Raw genomic sequence first — 21,837 nt, forward strand, 5'->3', positions numbered from 1 at the left:
TCCAAATGACAGCAGTAACTGTGAAGAGATTTGCCGAGCAGATCGGTGTGAGTGAAGAAAGGCTGTTACAACAGCTTAAAGACGCCGGTGTTTCAGACAAAACCACTGATGGCGATCTGGATGACGTTGAAAAGACGAAATTACTCTCTTATTTACGCGGTGATTCAGGACCTGAATCGATTGATTTGCAGGGCAGTATTACGCTGAAGCGCCGTACGACCAGCATCGTGAAACAGACCTCCCGTACCGGCGGTGCTAGGACCGTACACGTCGAACTTAAAAAGCGGCGAACGTATATAAAGCGAGGAGATCTACAGCGCCAGCAAGCAGATGCGAGGAAGGCAGCTGAAGCCGAAATAGCGGCCCGAGTCGCTGCGGAGGTGGAGGCGGAAGCCAAACTAAAAGCCAAGGCAAAAGAGGAAGCCGAGCGCAAGGCCGCTGAAGAAGAGGAACTAAAGCGTGCCAGCCTGGAATCAAAGCCAAATGCTGTTGGGCCCGAAGTTCGGGTGCCAGGTGACGTTGCTGCGCCACCAGCGGAGCACAAAACCGCCGGACGTAGGGAAGACAAGACAAGAAAAAAGAAAGGTCGAGATAAAGCCTTTGGAGACCAGGAATTACATTTGGTAGCTGGGAAAAGAAGCCGAAGGAAGGCTCGTCCGGCGATAAAGCCTAGAAAACTTACTTCAGCAACGGCCGGCCAGCATGCGTTTGAAATGCCGACCGAGCCGATTAAGAGGATCATAGACGTTCCTGAAACAATCACTGTCGCAGAGCTTTCTCAGGCGATGTCTATAAAAGCGGCAGAAGTTATCAAGGTGTTGATGGAAATGGGGAGCATGGTCACGATAAATCAGGTTCTTGATCAGGACACTGCGATACTTGTGGTCGAAGAAATGGGACATACGGGTCAACGATCGGCAGAAGTGGACCCCGAGTCGGTTCTATATGCAGAGGAAGTCCAGACCTACGAGTTGCACCACAGATCACCAGTCGTAACCGTCATGGGTCACGTTGACCATGGTAAGACTTCGCTTCTGGACTATCTCCGCCAGACGAAAGTAGCAGCGGGCGAAGCTGGCGGTATTACGCAGCATATCGGCGCATACAGGGTTTCTACAGAACGAGGTACCATCACATTTCTCGATACACCAGGTCACGAAGCTTTCAGTGCTATGCGCTCACGCGGCGCTTCGGTGACTGATCTTGTGATACTAATCGTTGCGGCTGATGATGGTGTAAAACCTCAGACCGTTGAAGCAATCAATCACGCCCGAACAGCCGGTGTTCCTCTGATTGTTGCGATAAACAAGATGGATAAAGATGATGCGAATTCAGAGCGCGTAAAACAAGAGCTTACCGCCCACGAAGTCGTTCCGGAGGAATGGGGCGGAGATATCCTGGTAAATGAAATATCAGCACTCACCGGAAAAGGAATAGATGCGTTGTTGGAGTCGGTGCTGTTGCAAGCCGAGTTGCTGGATCTCCAGGCACCGATTGAAGGACCGGCCAGCGGCACTGTTATAGAGGCTCGACTAGACCGAGGTCGAGGTGTTGTCGCGACAGTATTGGTTCGTAGTGGAACTCTGCGAAAGGGGGATGTCCTCCTCGTGGGCAGGGAATATGGCCGGATCAGAGTAATGACCGACGGTGCCGGAAAAGCCATCCAAAAAGCGGGTCCGTCTACGCCCGTCGAAGTTCAGGGTCTAGGTGGTGTACCTGAGTCCGGTGATGTGGCCAGTGTCGTTATAGATGAACGCAAGGCCAGGGAAATCAGCGATTATCGGCAGAGCAGGTACAAGGAAGTCAAGCTGGCAAAGCAGCAGAAATTAAAACTTGAAAGCATGTTTGAACAGATGGGTGACGACGATAAAACAACGCTGAATCTAATAATAAAAGCAGATGTACAGGGTTCAGTTGGGGCGCTATCTACAACCTTGGAAGAAATATCTGGAGACTCTGTCAGTGTTCATGTTGTCCACGGAATGGTGGGTGGAATTAACGAATCAGACGTTAATCTGGCAGCTGCTTCGTCGGCAATGATAATAGGGTTCAATGTGAGAGCCGATGCTACTGCGCGCAAGATGATTGAATCAGAGGGTGTTGATGTTCGTTACTACAACGTGATTTATAACGCGATAGACGACATCAAAGCCGCCCTGTCCGGAATGATGGCGCCAGTGCTCAGAGAACAGGCTATCGGCCTCGCCGAGGTTCGCGATGTCTTTCGGGTCGCTAAACTCGGTGCTGTGGCTGGTTGCCGGGTTATCGAAGGTGAGGTTAAAAGGAATTTACCAGTGCGGGTTTTACGTGACAATGTCGTCATTTTTGAAGGACAGATAGACTCTCTTCGTCGATTCAAGGAGGATGTTACCGAAGTAAAGAACGGGTTTGAATGTGGAATCGGAGTCAAAAACTATAACGACATAAAAGAAGGGGATCAGATCGAGATCTACCAGACCGTAGAGGAAAAACCCAATCTTTAGGTTTTCAACTCTAGGTATAGATAATGCCGGGGATTGACAGAGTTCGAAGAGTCTCGGAACTGGTACGTCGCCAGGTCTCTCACTTCATACTGCGAGAACTGGCAGATGAAGGCCTCGGAATAGTATCAGTTACCGCTGTCGACATGAGTCGTGACCTGCGGCAAGCGACTGTCTACGTTTCGTCATTGGCTCGGGGCCCTGATATCGAAAATCTACTTTTGGTGCTCGAAGAAAATGTGCCTGCCGTGCGCCGTCATCTGGCGCGGGCGCTGCAGCTAAGACGAGTGCCTCACCTGGCCTTTCGCTACGATGAAAGTGTAGAACGTGGACAGCGGCTGACCAAGATGATCGATGAGTTGGGGCTGGATCAGAATATGAACGATGGCGCGTAGAAATTCGGCAAGTCGTGGTGACAACCTCTCTGGCCTTTTGTTGTTGGATAAACCACAAGGGGTGACTTCAAATGAGGCACTCCAAGAAGCCAAGCGACTCCTAAATGCCCGCAAGGCTGGCCACACTGGAAGTCTGGATCCGATTGCGACGGGCCTATTGCCGCTTTGCTTCGGCAGTGCAACCAAATTGTCCGGTTTCTTTCTCGGTGCTGACAAGACGTACTGGACACGTATTCGACTGGGTGAGCGTACAGCAACGGGCGACAGTGAGGGTGATGTTGTCGAGAAAAAACCAGTCACAGTGAGTCAGGATGACATCGAGAAGGCTCTGTTGAACTTCCAAGGAGAGTTTCTGCAGACGCCGCCGATGTATTCGGCGGTGAAAATGAACGGAACACCTTTGTATAAACTGGCCAGGCAGGGGATAGAGGTTGAACGTAGCCCCCGTACTGTTGTGGTGTACACAATGGAACTCAAATCCTTCGATGGCCTTGATCTGGAATTAGAGCTTAAATGTTCTCGTGGATTTTACGTTCGAGGTCTTGCGCATGATCTTGGTAACTTGTTGAAGTGTGGCGGCCATGTCGTGGCTTTACGTCGGCTGGTTGTTGCGGATCTAAAGATCGAAGACGCAGTAAAACTGGCCGAATTGACAGCGGTGCCAGATTTAGCGGTCAGGCAGAAGATACTGACTCCAATTGATGGTGGTCTTTCTCATCTGCCGGAGGTCAGACTGTCAGCTGATGCTGCGTTTTATCTGTGTCGGGGCCAGGCCGTCCGCGCCCATGGGTTGCCGAACGAGGGGCAGGTCAGGTTATACGCCAAGGAAGCGGGGTTTCTTGGGATTGGAATGGTGACTGACGATGGGCGAGTCACCCCTCGACGGCTGATTCCTCAAAGAGAGAAATAACGCTGATTTTGTTGAGTAAATAGGCCGCGGCGGGTAGACTAGCGCGCTTTCCTCCGCCGACAGACCAGCTAAATTGCAAGTAGTGAGTTAATGGTTCGATGTTGGGCGGACCCTCAGATTGGCGAAATTAACCACAGCAGGCATGAAAGGATATAGGACTTAGAGGACGATAAATGACAATCACTGCGCAAAGCAAGGCAGAGGTTATTGGCGAATATGCCTTGAATCAGGGCGATACAGGTTCACCAGAGGTGCAAGTGGCTCTGTTGACTGACCGAATCAAAGATCTGACCGAACACTTCAAAATTCACATTCATGATCATCATTCCCGGCAGGGATTGCTCCGTATGGTTAACCGTCGGCGCAAGCTGTTGGATTATCTAAAAGGCAAAGACGAACAGCGATACCGATCCTTGATCGGTCGCTTGGGTTTACGCCGTTAATTGGCTCTAGGAAGAGCATCAGGAGTCGAAATGAAGGCAGCAACACGGCGTTTCAAGTATGGCAAACATGAGGTGACCCTAGATACAGGGAGGATAGCCCGACAGTCGTCGGGCGCGGTACTGGCAAGCATGGGAGACACGACTGTACTGGTTACGGTTGTGGCATCCCGCGAGCCCAGTAATCGTGATTTCCTCCCTTTGACCGTAGATTATGAAGAAAGGACCTATTCTGCCGGGCGTATACCGGGAGGATTTTTCAAGCGCGAAGGGCGACCTTCAGAAAAAGCAATTTTGACTTGTCGACTCACTGACCGACCGATCAGGCCTCTGTTTCCGGATGGTTTTAGTAACGAAGTCCAAATTATTGCAACGGTGATGTCGATCGACCCGGAGGTCGATCCGGATATTCTTGCCATGCTCGGGGCATCAGCCGCGTTGACCCTATCAGGGGTTCCCTTCAGGGGACCTATTGGAGCGGCGCGGGTCGGTTACGTGAATGACGAATATGTACTTAATCCCGATACCAGTGAGTTGACTGAGTCTCGGTTGAACCTGGTTGTAGCAGGGACAGAGAGTGCGGTACTGATGGTCGAATCGGAAGCTCAGGAATTATCTGAGGAACAGATGCTGGGTGCGGTAATGTTCGGTCACGATCAGATGAAAGAGGCAATCAGTGAGATTCGATCACTGGCCGAAGAGGCCGGTAACTCCGCCTGGGAATGGGAGCCTCCCCAAACCAATGAAGATCTTACCGCCAGGGTTGATGCCATCGGTCGATCCCACCTGGAAAGTGCCTACCAGATGGTGGACAAAGTAGAGCGCCAGACTGCGATAGGGAAAGCCAAGCAGCAGGTAGTGTCGGAACTGTGTCAAGACGACACTGAAGATGGTGAGGTCGAGACGGTAAAAGGAGCGCTTAAACTTCTGGAAAAAGACATTGTCCGCAGCCGAATATTGGATCGACAGCCCAGAATTGATGGCAGAGACCTTGAGACGGTCAGGCCCATATCGATTGATACAGGATTGTTGCCCCGAACCCACGGGTCGGCGATGTTTACACGAGGGGAAACACAGGCACTCGTGGTCACGACGCTGGGTACTGAGCGCGACTCGCAGATAATTGATGCGATCGAAGGCGAACGACGAGACCGCTTTATGCTGCACTACAATTTTCCACCCTATAGCGTTGGGGAAACAGGACGGGTCGGGTCACCAAAGCGCCGAGAAATAGGGCATGGGAGGTTGGCTAAACGGGCACTACTGGCAGTAATGCCGATGCCTGAAGATTTCCCCTACGTAATAAGAATTGTTTCTGAAATTACAGAGTCCAATGGTTCGAGTTCTATGGCGACTGTATGCGGAGCCAGTCTTTCTATGATGGATGCCGGAATAGAGATTAAAGCGCCGGTCGCCGGGGTCGCGATGGGCTTAATCAAGGAGGGAGATCAGTTCGCAATCCTTACTGACATACTCGGCGATGAGGACCATCTCGGGGATATGGACTTCAAAGTTGCTGGTACCGAAGCCGGTGTGACCGCACTGCAGATGGATATCAAAATCGAAGGTATCAACAAAGAGATCATGGAGCAGGCCCTGACTCAAGCTAAAAAGGGGCGGTTGCATATCCTGGGAGAGATGGCTAAGGCCTTGGCAGAACCAAGATCTGAAATGTCCCGGTACGCACCCAGGATTATGACGATTCGTATACCCACTGAGAAGATAAGAGATGTCATCGGCAAGGGTGGTGTGACGATTCGTGCTATCTCCGAAAGTACCGGCGCTACAATTGATATTGAAGATGACGGTACCATAAAGATCGCCAGCGCAGATCTTTCAGCTGCCGAAGCGGCGCGTAAGCGTATCGAGCAGATCACTGCGGATGTCGAGGTTGGAACAATTTATGAAGGAAAAGTTGTGCGGCTTATGGATTTCGGAGCTTTTGTAAATATCCTACCCGGTAAAGACGGGCTCGTGCACATCTCGCAGATATCCAATGAACGTGTGGCTAGTGTCAGTGACAAACTTTCTGAAGGTGATGTCGTCAAGGTCAAGGTGCTGGAAGTCGATAAACAGGGCCGGGTTCGCCTGAGTATCAAGGCAGTGGAAGAGGCGGCCTAGCTACAGCGGACTTCGCTCGGTGAAGAGTTTCCGACACAGATTCAGAACTGCCGACTGAACGCTACTCTTGAAAGATTCGGGTAATCTCGTCTGGATGGACCTTGAGATGACAGGTCTGGACCCTGACAGGGACAGGATCATCGAGATCGCGACAATTATTACAGACGCCGGTCTTACGATTATTGAAGAAGGTCCTGTTCTAGCCATTAAACAACCTGAATCCGTGCTAAATCTCATGGATGAATGGAATCAGCGTGTTCATACATCCACTGGACTGGTAGCGAGAGTCCAGGATTCAAAAACAGACACCGCCGGGGCTGAACAGGCTACTCTAGAATTTATTGAACGCCACCTCTTTGAGGGGCGTGCACCCTTATGTGGTAACAGTATCTGCCAGGATCGAAGGTTTTTATATCGTTATATGCCTAAGCTCAGCGCCTATCTCCACTATCGGAATGTGGACGTCAGTACCATCAAGGAGCTGGTGGCTCGCTGGAGTCCCAATGTTATCGATGGCTTTGAGAAGAAAGCAGCACACCGGGCGCTCGATGACATCCGCGAATCGATAGAAGAGCTCCAGTATTACCGTAGCGCGGTGTTCAAGATCTGATTAGTCAATCTGCTGAGACAGGGGGATCATTGAGTTGTGCTATTGCCCACTCAATATGCTCGCGCACCATTGGTGTTGCCACCAATTTTTTCTCTTCAAGAACGGCCAGTACAGCATTCGTGGCTTTACTGTTACCCAATGCAACAGCAATGTTACGTAGCCAGCGTTGGTAACCAATTCGTCTTATCGGGCTTCCTTCTAGGCGCGTGTTGAATTCAGATTCGGACCAACTGAAAAGATCAGTAAGTACGGCGTTATCGAGTGAATGGCGAGGCTGAAAGTCCTGAGTGGATACTGGCTTAGAGAACCTGTTCCACGGGCAGACCAACTGGCAATCGTCACAGCCGAATATCCGGTTGCCAATCAGGGGCCTGAGATCCGCAGGAATCGGTCCCTTGAGTTCAATTGTCAGATAGGAGATACAGCGTCGGGCATCCAGTTGATAAGCCCTATCGATCGCACCGGTTGGGCATGCTGTCATGCAAAGATTGCAATCGCCACAGTGATCGGTTTGCTCATCATCTAACGGCAAAGGGAGGTCCGTGTAGAGTTCACCCAAAAAAAAGAACGAGCCCGACTCTTTGTCGATCAGGTTTGTGTGCTTACCTAGCCACCCAAGACCAGCCTTAACAGCAAGAGGTTTTTCCATGACTGGGCCGCTGTCTACAAAAGCCCTGTAGCGAAACGGACCGACTTCTCCACTTATTAAGTCAGCGAGTTTCTGAAGTTTTCGCCGCATCAACCGATGATAATCGCGTCCTAGGGCATAGCGGGAAACATAACCTCTAGTACTATCCTGTAGTATCTCTGTTGGAGGCGTTGCTGAATCAGGAAAATAATCCATGCGTACACTGACCACTCTGATAGTACCAGGATGAATAGCATCCGGTTTTGTCCGCCGGTCACCGTGTTTTGCCATGTAGTGCATGTCGCCGTGGCGACCGTCTGCGAGCCATTCAAAAAGACGCGCTTCTTCCTGCGAGAGATCGGTGCCGGCGATACCGATCATGCAGAATCCGAGTTCGCTGGCCCAAAGCTTCATCTGGGCTTTAACGGAAGTCAGATCCTTTGCTGAGAATATCTTAGGCATCATCAACGCGATATCATAACGCGATGGCAGAACATTTCGAACATCTCTACAGTTCTGAGGGCTCCCGGGTTGTCGATCGTAAAGCGATTAATTCACTTGGACTGGCCGACGGTGAACTGATGCAGCGTGCCGGCGCTGCTGCCTACGGCGTAATTTGTCGTAGATGGCCAGGGATTTCAACGCTGAACGTGGTCTGTGGGCCGGGCAACAATGGAGGTGATGGCTACATCCTGGCCAGGCTGGCGCATCAGGCCGGAATTAAAGTTAGAGTCTCTCAGGTCGTACCGCCCAAAACAGACGATGCGCAACGGGCACTGGAGCAGCTTGATTTACAGTCTATTACTGTCGAACCACTGAATATTGAGAAGGTCAGGGAAGCTGAACTCGTAGTTGATGCAGTCCTGGGGACGGGGCTCAGTCGCCCCCCAAGCGACATTTTTAAGACTGCGATCGATTCGATCAATGCCTCTGGCAGACCCGTGTTGTCACTGGATACCCCGTCGGGACTGGATGTGGACTCTGGATGGTCCGGTGGTGCAGCTGTACAGGCGACCGTTACCGTGACTTTTGTCTGTCTCAAGGCAGGACTATTTACGGGACATGGACCAGATCTTACAGGCGATATCGTGGTTGAGTGTCTGGAGGTGCCGGCGACTGTATTGGCCGGCGTTGAGCCAATGGCTTGCTGTATTTCAGCCCAGATCGTTCAGGAGCGACTCCCCGCTCGACGGCGCACCTTGCATAAAGGTGAAGCAGGCCATCTCGTGGTCATTGGCGGAGATGTGTCGATGAAGGGTGCTCCGTATCTTGCGGGCACAGCCGCTCTGAGAACCGGTGCTGGGCTAGTCACCATAGCAACCCGGCGTTCACACCTGGATACAATCGGCCTGGGTCAGCCTGAATTGATGTGCCATGTTGTAGAAGATCAACAGTCGCTTGAAGCTGTTCTCGCTGGGAAGACTGCGGTGGTTGTAGGGCCGGGAATGGGTCAGAGTGAATGGGGGGCTCAGATGCTTAGCGGTGTATTAGCATCCGGCTTACCCGGTGTGGTTGATGCCGATGCACTCAACCTACTTGCGCAGGAACCTAAGCAAACCGGACAGATGATACTCACACCACATCCAGGTGAAGCCAGCCGCCTCCTCAATATGGATGTCGACGCCATACAGAGCCAGCGGTTTGTTTCAGCAGCCAAGATTCAGTCTCAATATGAGAGCATTTGCGTACTCAAGGGGGCGGGAACAGTGGTAGCCACTGGAGGTGGAAATCTTTGGCTCTGTAAAGAAGGTAACCCGGGGATGGCGACTGCAGGGATGGGCGATGTCTTGGCCGGAGTCATTGGTGCTTTGTTGTGTCAAGGCCTAGATCCCGGAGATGCTGCGACCGCTGGTGTCTGGCTGCACTCCAGGGCCGCAGACCTTGCCGCGGCAGACGGTGGCGAGCGCGGTCTGCTTGCGTCAGACCTGTGGAGTCATCTTAGACGTTTGGTAAATGACCCGTATTCTGAATGAGTTTAAAACAGGTATTTACATGTGAGGCGCAGTTAACGGCTTTTGCAGCCAAGATTGCAATGATCCTTGTGTCAGGCGATGTAGTGTATTTACGCGGTGAACTGGGAACAGGTAAAACCACATTCGCCAGAGCGATTATCCAGCAAATGGGTCGTGTTGATTCAGTCACCAGCCCAACGTTTACCCTGATTGAGACCTATGACCTGAATGAGGTGTTGGTGGCCCATCTGGACCTTTACCGAATTGAATCTGAGGCGGAGATGGAGGGGGTTGGTCTGCGGGATTATCTAGATGGGGACTGGATTTGTTTGATCGAGTGGCCCGATCGAGCGCCAGGCATGTTGCCAGACCCCGATCTCACAATTGACCTGGCCTATGAGGGAAAGGGTCGCTCAGCTGTCTTGGTCGTCACAGAACGGCTGGCCGATCGTGCGGATTGGCTTAAATGAAGCGGTTTATTCTCGGGCTTGTAGTGTTTCAGTTAGCGATTCCCGCATTAGCCAGTGTTGATATTTTGGGTATAAGAATCTGGCATTCACCGCATAGAACCCGGCTGGTATTTGATCTCTCCGGGCCCGTCGAATACAGCGTATTTGATTTGGCCGATCCGCAACGAATCGTGATAGATCTCAAGGGCACGGTATCCAGCGCGATGTCGCCAGGTGATCAGACCTTGGGTCCCTGGCTCCTGGCCCTGCGTTCAGGTAACCCGAACCCTGGCGTACTGCGTTATGTACTTGATCTTAAGGAACAACTCAGCCATGACAGTTTTCTGCTTCTGCCTGGTGCAGTCTATGGCCACCGACTGGTGATTGAGGTCAGGCCAGTCGATAGCTCCGTTCGTGCGGACAAAATCCCTATCGAGACGACAACAGGGAAAGACTATGTTGTCGTGATCGATCCTGGTCATGGGGGTGATGACCCGGGCGCGTTGGGGTATCGCGGCACGCGTGAAAAATCGGTTGTTCTTGCGATTTCAAAACGACTCAAATGGATGCTGGACCTTCAGCCAGGTGTGGTGGCCCAACTAACACGCAAAGGCGACTACTATGTCAGCTTACGCGACAGAATTAAATTTGCCGCAGAACATCAAGCGGATGTATTCATCTCGGTGCACGCGGATTCGGCCCGTCGGAGAAGTGCGCAGGGTGCTTCGGTTTACATCCTTTCTTCTAAGGGTGCTAGCAGTGAAATAGGCCGCGAACTGGCAAAAAGGGAGAATGCATCAGATCTGATAGGTGGTGTCAGGCTGGGAAAGCAGGAACACAGCGTTCGGAAAATGATGCTCGATATGGAGGTCGACTGGAAAATAAAGGAGAGTAGAGCGTTTGCCTGGAAGCTCCTACACGAACTGGGCAAAGTAGGTCCGCTGCATACTAAGCAGGTTCAGCATGCGGGGTTTGTTGTGCTAAAAGCAATAGAGATTCCGGCGATTCTTCTTGAGGTAGGGTTCATTTCTAACAAGAAAGAAGAGCGGGCTCTAAAGACAGCGTTGCATCACGAGAGGATCGCGGGTTCAATATTTCGTGCCATTATCCGCTACTGTACGGAAAAATCTCAGTGTCGTGTAATCCAGAACTCCAAAGGGGCCTATGTTGTCCGCAAGGCAGAATCATTATCATTACTGGCAGCTCGATTTGGTACAACGATTTCGGCGATTAAAAAGGCCAACAAACTGAAGACCGATACATTGTTGATTGGACAGGATCTCGTCATCCCGGGGCTATGAGAGACCATGGACAGTAGTTCAGGACCGCTTACTGCGCGGATACATCGACTAGACAATACGCTGATCAATCAGATTGCAGCCGGTGAAGTTGTGGAACGACCTGCCTCGATCATCAAGGAGCTTATTGAAAACAGCGTTGATGCAGGAGCGACTGAGATTCAAGTCTGGGTGGAACGCGGTGGTGTCAAGCTTATTCGGGTTGCTGATAATGGCCATGGTATAGCGAAGGGCGATCTGATTCTGGCGACCGAGCGTCATGCAACCAGTAAATTGTTCGATTTGAAGGATCTATCGGGGATTCAGACGCTTGGGTTCCGGGGCGAAGCACTGCCTAGTGTCGCGTCTGTGTCGCGCCTGGGAATTAAGAGTCGTGTCGCTGACACAGATGCCGGTTGGGAGGTCAGCGGCGAGGGCGGTGCTTTTTCTGCACCAATCCCGACTTCGTGCGCTAAAGGTACGGTCGTTGTGGTGGAGGATCTGTTTTTCAACACACCGGCTCGCCGCAAATTTCTTAGGTCCGAGAAAACTGAGCGATCGCATATCGAGCGCGTCTTCAAGTGTCTGGCTCTGGCATCTCCTGCTGTATCTTTTAGTCTGTCGATTGATGGAAAGCCATGCTGGCGGTTGCCGGAAGAAGATTTTGCTGTGCGATCTCATCGGATTGAAAAAATACTGGGACATGAGTTCAGCAAAAACTCTAAGCAGATAAACGGCAGAGCCAGCGGTATATCCTTGATCGGGTGGATAGGCTTACCTGCTTATTCCCGGAGTCAGGCGGACCGACAATATCTTTTTGTCAATGGACGCGTGGTAAAGGATGTCTCGCTGTCGCACGCTGTGCGTCGCGCCTATGCGGATGTGCTTTATCGGGGGCGCCATCCGGCCTATGTGTTGGATCTGCGGATTGATCCGATGACGATAGATGTCAACGTGCATCCGACAAAGAACGAGGTGCGATTTGCGGACGTTCGTTTGGTGCACGACTTTCTCTATCGGGAAGTAGCGCAGGCGACTGCTGATACCCGGGCCGGGTCAAGATTTACAAGCAATGAATCAGGGTGGCCTGATACTTCTCAGCACCCACATCGTATAAGGCCGTTTGACTCGTTTCAAAGCGGGCTTGGACTGGAACCCGGTGACGTTACAAAGCCGTTTGTTCGCTCCCCAGACCATGATTATATGGATGCTGAAACTGCTGAGAAAGAACTCACTGAACCCGGCGCTAAGACAGACGATGTGCCGCCGTTGGGGTATGCGCTGGCCCAGCTAAAAGGTGCCTATATCCTTGCGGAAAATAAAGACGGTTTGATATTAATCGATATGCACGCGGCTCATGAGCGTGTTACTTACGAGCGGCTGAAAATTCTGCTGAATGAGCAGGTCAAAAATTCTCAACCCTTGCTGGTACCCGTGGTGACTGGTGTGTCAGTGGAAGAGGCTGACTGCCTGGAAGATAATCAAGCGTTATTTGAACAACTGGGATTTGAAGTGTCGCGCTCGAGTGTTCAGGCCATAGTGATACGCGCCGTGCCAGAGATGCTGCGTTCGAGTGACGTCGCTGGATTGGTCAAAGATTCACTCGCAGATCTGATCGAGCAAGGTTATTCAGACCGGATTGTGGACAGTATCGACGGCATTCTTTCCACTATGGCTTGCCATGGGTCTATCAGGGAGAATCGACAGCTGACATTACCTGAAATGAACGGTTTGCTCCGACAGATGGAAAAAACCGACCGTTCGGGTCTATGTAACCACGGCCGCCCCACCTGGAAGCAAATCGATATGACAGAAATCGACCAATGGTTTCACCGGGGCCGCTGAACACTGGAGTGAGTCCGACGCATACTGGCCCAGATACGTGTAACGCTGCGAGGTGGTCCTCGGGACAATGCGCCGCATTATAGTTATCACCGGGCCTACGGCTGTTGGCAAAACCGCGCTGGCAGTGGATGTCGCAAAAAAGTTTCCCGTTCGATTGATCAGTGTAGATTCCGGACAGGTATATCGCGGTTTGGACTTGGGTACGGCCAAACCCAGCCGCGCTTTACTGCGAGAATTTCCACACGATCTGGTAGACGTGCGTGACGTGGCCGATGTGTTTTCTGTTGTTGATTTTTGTTCAGCAGCTACACAAGCCATTAACGAGTCGTTTGATTGTGGAGTCGTGCCAGTGTTGGTGGGGGGCGCCATGTTCTATATCTCTGCTTTGTTTCAGGGGCTCGGTGAAGTGCCCCCAGCAGACCAGCATTTGAGGCATGAGCTGAGTCAGCAGGGTCAGCTGCTGGGCTGGCCACGGATGCACGAGAAGCTGTCTGTCCTCGATCCAGCAAGCGCTGAAAGGATTGATCGAAACGATCCCCAACGGATTCAAAGAGCTTTGGAGGTCTATGTTCTCACCAAAGGTGATGTATCAGTTTGGGATAAAAGAAAGCGTTTTCTACCGCCGGATATTTCGGTGAGTCGATTTATCCTGGCATACAACGATCGGGCCTTGTTACATCAGCGAATCGTTCACCGATTCGATGAAATGCTCGAAGCCGGGTTGGTTGAAGAGGTTGAGGGGTTGATGGGAATGCCAGGTGTCACTGCGGAGTTGCCAGCGATGAAAAGCGTCGGCTACCGTCAGGTTCTCGAGTATCTCAGAGGTGAGGTGGATTTAGTAACTATGCGGGAAAGAGCACTGTCTGCAAGTCGCCAGTTGGCCAAGCGACAATTGACTTGGAGTCGTAATACTGCGGGCGGTATCTGGCTGGATGCTGCGGACCCACAAGTGAACACCAGTGTGTCACGCTATTTGAAACAGGTAGAACATGAACCTTCGATATGTTTTAACCAGCGTGATTTTGGGTAGTTTGTTCCGTGTGAGTTGAATTATCTCGATTTCATCCCTACATTTGAGTCAGAGGAGGACCATAATGGCACGAACCCCTTTCATAAGAATTTAGGTAACTAGCAGAATTTAAAGAGATTATTTGCCGTTCGTACAGTTTCTGGCGGTGCGCGTCGTGTCTGACCTATAGCGGGAAAGGCAGATGTGGTCATATCTAAACGCTGTACGGAATTTAATGTTTATAGATAACTTGAAACAGGAGACAACTAATGACGCAACAAAAAGGGGCAGCCTTACAAGATCCCTTTCTCAATATACTCAGAAAAGAAAGAATACCTGTATCCATATATCTCGTTAATGGCATAAAGCTTCAAGGTCAGGTCGAATCATTTGATCCGTTTGTTGTGTTGTTGCGGAATACAGTTAGCCAGATGATTTACAAGCATGCAATCTCGACTATCGTACCTTCGCGTGCTGTTCGGATTCCCTATGACGTTCCCGAACATCTCAATGAAGATGATATAGGACATAACGAAGTTTGATTGTTGCAGGTACTCGGTCGCGCAGTATTGTGGGCAGCATCACTGGACTGAAGGTTAGTTTGTCCTGAGTGTGAATCGATCAAAAAGCCACCCGGTTCATCCGACGTCGGGTTCTGATCCTGACCGGCGTCAAGGCGAACGTGTGTTGTTGGTGCGACAGCAGGGTTTCCGTTCAGCTACATCTGAGGATTTTTCCGAAATCAAAGGACTCGCTGTCGCTGCTGGTTCGCAAGTCGTTTCTCACATCAGCGCGGTTCGGAAGATACCCCACCCCGCCACCTTCCTGGGCTCGGGCAAAGTTCTTGAGATCACCGATCTGGTTAATAAGTTGGCAGTAGATGTTGTCATACTCGATCATAACGCGACCCCGGTGCAGGAGCGTAACCTAGAACAAGCGTTCCACTGTCAGGTGATCGATAGAACGCGGCTGATTCTCGATATATTTGCGCAGAGAGCACGTACCAGTGAGGGTAAACTTCAGGTTGAGCTGGCTCAGCTAAACCACCTTGCTACCCGGTTGGTTAGAGGCTGGACCCACCTAGAAAGACAGCGCGGTGGGTTGGGTCTCCGTGGCCCAGGTGAGACCCAGCTAGAGACGGATCGACGACTGATCGGCCGGCGTATCAAAACGTTACGTCGCAAGTTAGAGAAAGTCAGGTCGCAACGGGCCTTGAGGCGAAATCAGAGAGATCGTGTACCTATCCCCACCATCGCGATCGTCGGTTACACCAATACAGGGAAAACAACTCTGTTTAATGCGCTCAGTGGCGCGACGGGCCTTGCCGTAGACCAGTTGTTTGCGACACTCGATCCTATGATGAGGCGGCTCGATATCAGCGGTTATGGACCGGTAATTGTCTCCGATACGGTGGGCTTTATATCCAGACTTCCACATGAGTTGGTGGATGCGTTTCACTCAACTCTAGAGGAGGTCAGCGCATCACAACTGTTGCTGCACGTCATTGATCTGTCAGACCCAGAGATTACGGAGCGAGTCGAGCAGGTTGAACGTGTCCTGGACGACATTGGAGCGGGTGATATTCCCCGCCTACGTGTTTACAACAAGGCGGATCTTATCGAGGACCCCGGTTTCAGATCATTCCCGAATGGTAGTCACAATCGAGGACTGCGAATATCAGCGTCCACGGGCAAGGGGATCGAGGACCTGATCGGAACTGTGGGCGCTCTGCTGGGTTCGGATAGAGAACGCCGGATGCTGAAAATACCTTCTGATAGGCCCCGTCTACGCGCAGCGGTCTATCGAATCGCTGAAGTTGTGGATGAAAAAGTAGACGCCGAAGGCAACTGGTGGTTGGAGTTGCTGGTGGATGCTGTGACCGTAGGCCGTCTGGAATCCCAGGAACAGTTCCAGTCCGGATTGTGGCAAGCCTTTGGACAGGACTCGACGCGGCAGAACGTTATAACCTGACCTTGCGGTTGGTCGGTTGAGACAGGTTGTTCGTGGTAAAATAAATACTTCACGAAAAGACATATTGATGTGAGGGGAAAACAAGATGGCGTGGAATCAACCCGGGAATCAACCCGGTTCTGACAACCGTGACCCATGGGGTCAGGGAAATGGAAAGAACACTCCGCCTGATCTTGATGATCTGATCAAGGATCTACGGAAGAAATTCAGTGGCATTTTTGGTGGTGGTGGTGGACGTAAGTCCGCCGGCGGAGGCAGTCGCGGCGGAATGTCAAACCTTAGTGGCAAAGCGCTGATTGTCATTGTCTTGGTCATCGGATTATTGTGGGCTGCGTCTGGTTTTTACGTGGTCGAACAAGGCGAACAAGGCGTAGAACTTCAGTTTGGACGCTACAAGCAGGTAACCGAAGCGGGGCTGAGGTGGCATATACCCTACCCGGTAGAGTCAGTTGAAATTGTCAACGTCCAACAGATCAGGACGGTTGAGGTGGGTTATCGTACCAATACTCGGTCAAATCAGTTTGCGACAGTTCCTCAAGAAGCGCTGATGCTCACTAAAGATGAAAATATTATCGACATTCAGTTTGCTGTTCAGTACGACGTTAAAGATCCTCGGTATCTTTTGTTTAACGTCAGCGAGAACACAGACCAGGTTGTGAGGCAGGCCACTGAGAGTGCGGTTCGGGAGATCGTGGGACGAAACACTATGGATTTTGCGATCACCGGTGGCCGGGCCGAGATTGTGCAGGAGGCCAAACTGTTGCTACAGGTAATTTTGGATCGATATCAGACCGGTATCAATGTAAAGGCGGTCGAGATGCAGAACGCTCAGCCACCGTCTGAGGTAAAGGGTGCTTTTGATGATGCCGTGAAGGCCCGCGAAGACGAAGTAAAGTTTAAGAATGAAGCGCAGGCCTACGCTAACGACATTATTCCCAGAGCTCGCGGTAGTGCGGCACGGGTATTTCAGGAAGCTGAGGCGTACCGGGCCAGTGTAGTCGCCGCAGCAGTGGGTGAAGCATCACGATTTATCCAAGTCCTGGATGAATATCATAAAGCGCCGGGTGTAACCCGTGACAGGCTTTATATCGATGCGATGGAGCAAGTGTTGAGGAACTCAACAAAGCTCATGATCGACCAGTCTGCAGGCGGTAATAACGTCATGTACCTGCCCTTGGATCAGTTGATTCGGCAACGTAACGATTCAGCGGGGATTACCGATCCCACCCTATTTAATAATGCTGGAGGTATGGAGAACTCTCTGGCTGAAACCGGCACCTCCCGTAGCGGGCGCGGCAGCCGGACAGGGAGGTTATCCGAATGAGAGGAAAGGGATTAGTCATTTTGATATTGATTGTAATTCTCGGAGCGCTCGGTTCTTCAGCAGTCTATATAGTTGACGAGAGAGAAAAAGCGATCGTGTTCCAGTTTGGTGAAATCGTGGCCTCCAGTGAGCGGGCCGGAATATATTTCAAGGTCCCGATCATCAACAACGTTAAGTTCTTCGACGCCCGAATTCAGACGCTGGACGCCGATCCCCAGTTGTACCTGACAAGAGAGAAAAAGAATCTCGTTGTAGATTCATTTGTGAAATGGCGAGTGCGTAACGCTCGCGACTACTACACAAAACTCGGGGGACTCGCGAGCAACGCGAGAAACCGCTTATCCCAGCGAGTTAACGATGCGCTGCGCCGTGAATTCGGAAACCGCACCGTACAGCAGGTGATATCGGGTGATCGGGTTGAGATAATGGCCATTGTCCGAAAGATTATCGATGAAGAGATCAGTTCACTGGGTATCGAGGTCATCGATGTACGACTTAAGCGGGTCGATCTCGACCCAGATATTAGTGAAAGGGTCTATCAGAGGATGGAAGCAGAGCGCTCTAGGGTGGCCAAAGACTTACGTGCCCGTGGTGCTGAGGTGGCTGAACAGATCCGGGCGGATGCGGATCGGCAGCGTACCATAATTATTGCAAATGCAAATAGAGAGGCCGAAGAAGTAAGGGGGCGCGGTGATGCCATCGCAACCTACACTTATGCAGAGGCGTTCGGCCGGGATCGAGAGTTTTATCGAATGTACCGCAGTCTCAATGCCTACAAATCAACTTTCAATTCGCCGAATAATCTCCTCATTATCGAGCCGACCTCAGAATTTTTTAAATATTTCAATACACCGACACCCGACCAAGCCGATTAATCTGCGCGACTGATGAACTGGCAAGAGTTGTTGGTCGGGGTCGCCCTCGTCCTGGTGGTCGAAGGGTTGATTCCATTCGCAAGTCCGGGACGATATAGAAAACTGGTTGAGGTCATCAGCAACATCGAAGATTCGCGGTTACGCATTGCTGGCGCAGCCTGCATGTTTGCCGGTTTGCTTCTACTTTATGTGGTTCGCTGATATTCCCACTCAGTCACTGGATCTTTGATGGTGCTAGAGATCTATAAACCGGTCCAACGATCTTATGGCTAGGAACATTGTCGTTCTGGGTGTTCAGTGGGGTGATGAGGGTAAGGGTAAGATCGTCGATCTGCTGACACGCCACGTCGGTGCCGTCGTGCGCTTTCAAGGTGGTCACAATGCTGGACACACCCTGGTGGTCGATGGCCAGAAGACTATTCTGCATCTGATTCCCTCTGGCATTCTCCACTCCAAGGTCAAATGTTTAATCGGCAGTGGTGTGGTGTTGTCACCCGTGGCACTGATCCAGGAAATAAATGCGTTGCGGGGCACCGTCACAGATATTGAACAACGGCTGCGTATCAGTCATACCTGTCCGGTCATCCTGCCCTATCATATTTTGTTGGATAAATTGCGGGAAAATGCAAAGGGCAAGAAAGCAATTGGTACCACGGGCCGCGGTATAGGCCCAGCCTACGAAGATAAAGCAGCGCGTCGCGGAATCAGAATTGGGGATCTCCTGGATGAGAATACTTGTAGATCGAGGATCGAGGAAGCGCTCGAGTACCATAACTTCGTTCTCAAACATTTTTACCGCAGTGCCTGCATCGATGCAGATGACCTGGTTAGAGAGTCGTTATCTTTCGGTCAGCAACTCGCACCTATGGTCGGTGACATAACTGTGGAGCTGACTGACTGCATTAAACAAGGTGACTCAATTCTGTTTGAAGGTGCCCAAGGGACTATGTTGGATATAGACCACGGCACCTACCCGTACGTGACGTCATCAAACACGACGGCGGGCGCTGCATCGACTGGCAGTGGTGTCGGGCCAATGCTTATTGACGGCATCCTTGGGATCGCCAAGGCTTACACGACTCGGGTCGGTAGTGGTCCTTTCCCAACTGAACTGTTTGACGAGACAGGGGCAACACTTGCTTCAAGAGGACAGGAATTCGGTTCTACCACAGGAAGACCTCGTCGCTGTGGATGGTTTGACGCTGTAATGGTGCAACGGGCGTGTTTGATTAGCGGTGTTTCCTCTTTATGCTTAACTAAACTTGATGTTCTGGACGGACTTGACGAGATCAAGATCTGCACAGGGTATGAAGTGGATGGCACGCATGTCAGCACTTTCTCAGACATGGGCAGGTTATCTTCATGTCGCCCGGTCTATGAAGTGCTGCCGGGTTGGGAGACCGCGACGTCTGGTATCAAGGAATTTGGCGTTTTGCCCCAGGCAGCAAGAGATTACATTGACAGGCTCGAAAATTTAACGGGATGTTCAGTAGATCTTATCTCTACCGGTCCAGATCGAGAAGACACGATCGTACGTCAAAGTCCGTACTGTTGAGTTGTGTTTGCCAGGGCTGCACGAAAATGGTACCGAGGAGAGGACTTGAACCTCCACGGGGTTACCCCCACCAGCACCTGAAGCTGGCGCGTCTACCAATTCCGCCACCTCGGCACAGGATATTTTGGTCAAAAGCTAGATCGGGCACCTTGCACTGTGAACCCAACGGCAGACTGCGGGCGCGAACATTACCAGTCTGCTCACTGGGTTGTCAATCGAACATCGAGCAAGTTGTTTGGGCCCAGAATCTTTTCAGGGTGCGTTGTTTACGGCGAACAGGTGCGAGGTAATTACAACCGTGGTTATCGGCAAATCGTACGATCACGGTCGGTCATGGACGTGGTGGCTTTGAACAATAGAGAACGGGAACGACGCCGACAACCAGGACGAAACGTGGTTACAAACCAGCATAGCTCGTATACCGATGCTGTCATTCAGAAATATGATCTTGAGGCACGGTGGTCGCCGCAGGTTATTGCCGAGGCAAAAAAACTTGCACGGCCCGCGAGTGAACAGTTTCAAAGGCAGTGTCTGGACTTTACTGGTCTACCTTTTGTGACAATAGATGGCTACGATGCACGCGATTACGACGATGCCATCTGCGCTCGTAGCACTGATGATGGCTGGCTGTTGCAGATTGCCATTGCCGATGTGAGTCACTATGTGCGACCCGGAACAGTGCTGGATAAGGTGGCCAGATCACGCGGGAACTCGGCTTATTTTGCCGATCGTGTCATTCCCATGCTGCCAGAGGTACTTTCAAACGATCTTTGCTCTTTGCGCCCTGACGAGGATCGTCTTGCCATCATCTGCAGTATTACTATTAACTCTGCTGGCGAGATTCTGAAGTGGACTTTCGATCAGGCCTGGATCCGATCACGACTTCGGCTGACGTACGATGAAGTACACCAGTATCTCGAAAAAAGGACAGAACGATTTTATCCGGATTGGGGCAAGGCGGTATGCGAAAGTCTCGATGTGGCGTCGGAGATTGTAAGAGCAAGGCAAGGTCGCTGTACCGGTAAAAGCAGGATAGATATTGATTTTCCCGAGACTGAGCTTGCATTAGGAGACAACGGCGCGGTCGAAGCTATTGGTTACCGGGAAAGTAACAGTGCGACCCGGCTCATAGAAGAATGCATGCTCGCTGCCAATCTTTGCGCAGCACAAACTCTTGCGAAGTCCATGGACAGGGCGGTCTATCGGGTTCACCACGCCCCTTCGCCGCAAGACCTTATACACCTGCGTCAGGTTCTGCAGCACTTTGGCCTTGCGCTCGCTGGCGGTCAGGCACCTAAAATCTTGGATTTTAATGAGACCCTCAGTGTGGCCCGGGAGACGCTGGGACATGCGCAGTGGGTGGAAGGACTAGTGCTGCGGACGCTCAAGCAGGCGCGGTATGACTCGGCTGTAGGTCCTCATTTTGCTTTGGGATTTGACTGCTATACCCATTTTACGTCGCCAATCCGTCGCTATCCCGATTTGGTTGTGCACCGCCTGATAAAAAATATACTGGGGTACGATCGTTCAACCCGCGTTGATACTACCGATGAGCAACTTGCTGACCTCGGTGTGCACTGTTCGATGGCTGAGCGTCGTGCGGAGCGCGCAGAACGGGCGGTCAGTGCCTGCTATAAAGCCCAGTTTATGTCGGATAAGATCGGGCAGGTGTTTAGAGGATCCATCAGTGGAGTCACTGAATTTGGAGTGTTTGTCCAGTTGCTCGACCAGCCAATAGACGGGTTGGTCCATGTCTCCCAGTTGGAGCGCGATTATTACGTGTTTAATCCGCAGGCCATGGAACTTTTGGGCAAGCACACAGGGAGGACGTTACGATTGGGAGACACCATTGAAGTCAGACTGACGGGGACGTCTCCAGAAGAGGGAAAAATAAATTTTTCCTGCATAATGAACAACCATTCTACACCCAGGGGAAGGACCTATCGTCGCAATAAAAAGGCGCACCGCGGGAGATAGAGGGTCAGGATCAGTGGGG

General features: G+C 51.5%; 19 protein-coding genes and 1 tRNA gene. 18 read left to right on the forward strand and 2 right to left on the reverse strand.

Annotated elements, in window-relative coordinates:
• Positions 1-5: 5 nt before the first annotated feature.
• The 6 genes from infB (at position 6) to orn (ending at position 6,956) form a co-directional block, all read left to right on the forward strand.
• Positions 6-2,483 (forward strand): translation initiation factor IF-2, encoded by a 2,478-nt coding sequence (gene infB, locus MK323_05400; GenBank protein MCH2481593.1) that lies wholly within the window; start codon positions 6-8, stop codon positions 2,481-2,483.
• A gap of 23 nt (positions 2,484-2,506) precedes the next feature.
• Entirely contained in the window at positions 2,507-2,875 is a 369-nt protein-coding gene (gene rbfA, locus MK323_05405; protein ID MCH2481594.1) for a 30S ribosome-binding factor RbfA, read from the forward strand.
• A complete protein-coding gene (gene truB, locus MK323_05410; GenBank protein MCH2481595.1) occupies positions 2,865-3,785 on the forward strand; it encodes a tRNA pseudouridine(55) synthase TruB in 921 nt (306 codons plus the stop codon). Before rbfA ends, truB begins: the two co-directional genes overlap by 11 nt.
• A 173-nt stretch (positions 3,786-3,958) precedes the next feature.
• Entirely contained in the window at positions 3,959-4,228 is a 270-nt protein-coding gene (gene rpsO, locus MK323_05415; protein ID MCH2481596.1) for a 30S ribosomal protein S15, read from the forward strand.
• 30 nt (positions 4,229-4,258) lie between these two features.
• A complete protein-coding gene (pnp, locus tag MK323_05420; GenBank protein MCH2481597.1) occupies positions 4,259-6,346 on the forward strand; it encodes a polyribonucleotide nucleotidyltransferase in 2,088 nt (695 codons plus the stop codon).
• A 94-nt stretch (positions 6,347-6,440) separates the two neighbouring features.
• Positions 6,441-6,956, forward strand: a complete 516-nt coding sequence (orn, locus tag MK323_05425) for an oligoribonuclease (GenBank protein ID MCH2481598.1) — start codon at positions 6,441-6,443, stop codon at positions 6,954-6,956.
• A 4-nt stretch (positions 6,957-6,960) separates the two neighbouring features.
• Here orn and queG read toward each other — a convergent pair whose 3' ends face one another.
• A complete protein-coding gene (gene queG, locus MK323_05430; protein MCH2481599.1) occupies positions 6,961-7,998 on the reverse strand; it encodes a tRNA epoxyqueuosine(34) reductase QueG in 1,038 nt (345 codons plus the stop codon).
• Positions 7,999-8,069: 71 nt separating this feature from the next.
• Here queG and MK323_05435 point away from each other — a divergent pair, with 71 nt between their 5' ends.
• The 11 genes from MK323_05435 (at position 8,070) to MK323_05485 (ending at position 19,841) form a co-directional block, all read left to right on the forward strand.
• A complete protein-coding gene (locus tag MK323_05435) occupies positions 8,070-9,557 on the forward strand; it encodes an NAD(P)H-hydrate dehydratase (protein MCH2481600.1) in 1,488 nt (495 codons plus the stop codon).
• Positions 9,554-10,006, forward strand: a complete 453-nt coding sequence (gene tsaE / locus MK323_05440; protein ID MCH2481601.1) for a tRNA (adenosine(37)-N6)-threonylcarbamoyltransferase complex ATPase subunit type 1 TsaE — start codon at positions 9,554-9,556, stop codon at positions 10,004-10,006. Before MK323_05435 ends, tsaE begins: the two co-directional genes overlap by 4 nt.
• Positions 10,003-11,286: an N-acetylmuramoyl-L-alanine amidase gene (locus MK323_05445; GenBank protein ID MCH2481602.1), complete on the forward strand. Its 1,284-nt coding sequence runs from the start codon at positions 10,003-10,005 to the stop codon at positions 11,284-11,286. Before tsaE ends, MK323_05445 begins: the two co-directional genes overlap by 4 nt.
• 6 nt (positions 11,287-11,292) lie before the next feature.
• The gene (mutL, locus tag MK323_05450; GenBank protein MCH2481603.1) at positions 11,293-13,107 is read left to right on the forward strand and encodes a DNA mismatch repair endonuclease MutL; all 1,815 of its coding nucleotides are present in this window, start codon (positions 11,293-11,295) and stop codon (positions 13,105-13,107) included.
• 67 nt (positions 13,108-13,174) lie between these two features.
• Positions 13,175-14,137, forward strand: a complete 963-nt coding sequence (miaA, locus tag MK323_05455; GenBank protein ID MCH2481604.1) for a tRNA (adenosine(37)-N6)-dimethylallyltransferase MiaA — start codon at positions 13,175-13,177, stop codon at positions 14,135-14,137.
• A gap of 248 nt (positions 14,138-14,385) precedes the next feature.
• On the forward strand, positions 14,386-14,658 hold the full coding sequence (gene hfq / locus MK323_05460) for an RNA chaperone Hfq (GenBank protein ID MCH2481605.1): 273 nt from the start codon (positions 14,386-14,388) through the stop codon (positions 14,656-14,658).
• 70 nt (positions 14,659-14,728) lie between these two features.
• A complete protein-coding gene (hflX, locus tag MK323_05465; GenBank protein ID MCH2481606.1) occupies positions 14,729-16,087 on the forward strand; it encodes a GTPase HflX in 1,359 nt (452 codons plus the stop codon).
• Positions 16,088-16,172: 85 nt separating this feature from the next.
• Entirely contained in the window at positions 16,173-17,411 is a 1,239-nt protein-coding gene (hflK, locus tag MK323_05470) for an FtsH protease activity modulator HflK (GenBank protein MCH2481607.1), read from the forward strand.
• Positions 17,408-18,286: a protease modulator HflC gene (gene hflC, locus MK323_05475; protein ID MCH2481608.1), complete on the forward strand. Its 879-nt coding sequence runs from the start codon at positions 17,408-17,410 to the stop codon at positions 18,284-18,286. Before hflK ends, hflC begins: the two co-directional genes overlap by 4 nt.
• A 12-nt stretch (positions 18,287-18,298) precedes the next feature.
• Positions 18,299-18,487, forward strand: a complete 189-nt coding sequence (locus tag MK323_05480) for a DUF2065 domain-containing protein (GenBank protein MCH2481609.1) — start codon at positions 18,299-18,301, stop codon at positions 18,485-18,487.
• Positions 18,488-18,551: 64 nt separating this feature from the next.
• Positions 18,552-19,841 (forward strand): adenylosuccinate synthase, encoded by a 1,290-nt coding sequence (locus MK323_05485; protein ID MCH2481610.1) that lies wholly within the window; start codon positions 18,552-18,554, stop codon positions 19,839-19,841.
• Between the two features lie 27 nt (positions 19,842-19,868).
• On the opposite strand, the gene MK323_05490 is transcribed toward MK323_05485, so the two are convergent.
• A tRNA-Leu gene (locus tag MK323_05490) sits at positions 19,869-19,955 on the reverse strand.
• A 234-nt stretch (positions 19,956-20,189) separates the two neighbouring features.
• Between MK323_05490 and MK323_05495 the strand changes: the two genes are divergently transcribed.
• Complete coding sequence (locus MK323_05495; GenBank protein ID MCH2481611.1) at positions 20,190-21,818, forward strand: VacB/RNase II family 3'-5' exoribonuclease; 1,629 nt, start codon at positions 20,190-20,192, stop codon at positions 21,816-21,818.
• Positions 21,819-21,837: the final 19 nt, after the last annotated feature.

The organism is Gammaproteobacteria bacterium (assembly GCA_022450155.1).
Lineage (GTDB): Bacteria > Pseudomonadota > Gammaproteobacteria > Arenicellales > UBA868 > REDSEA-S09-B13.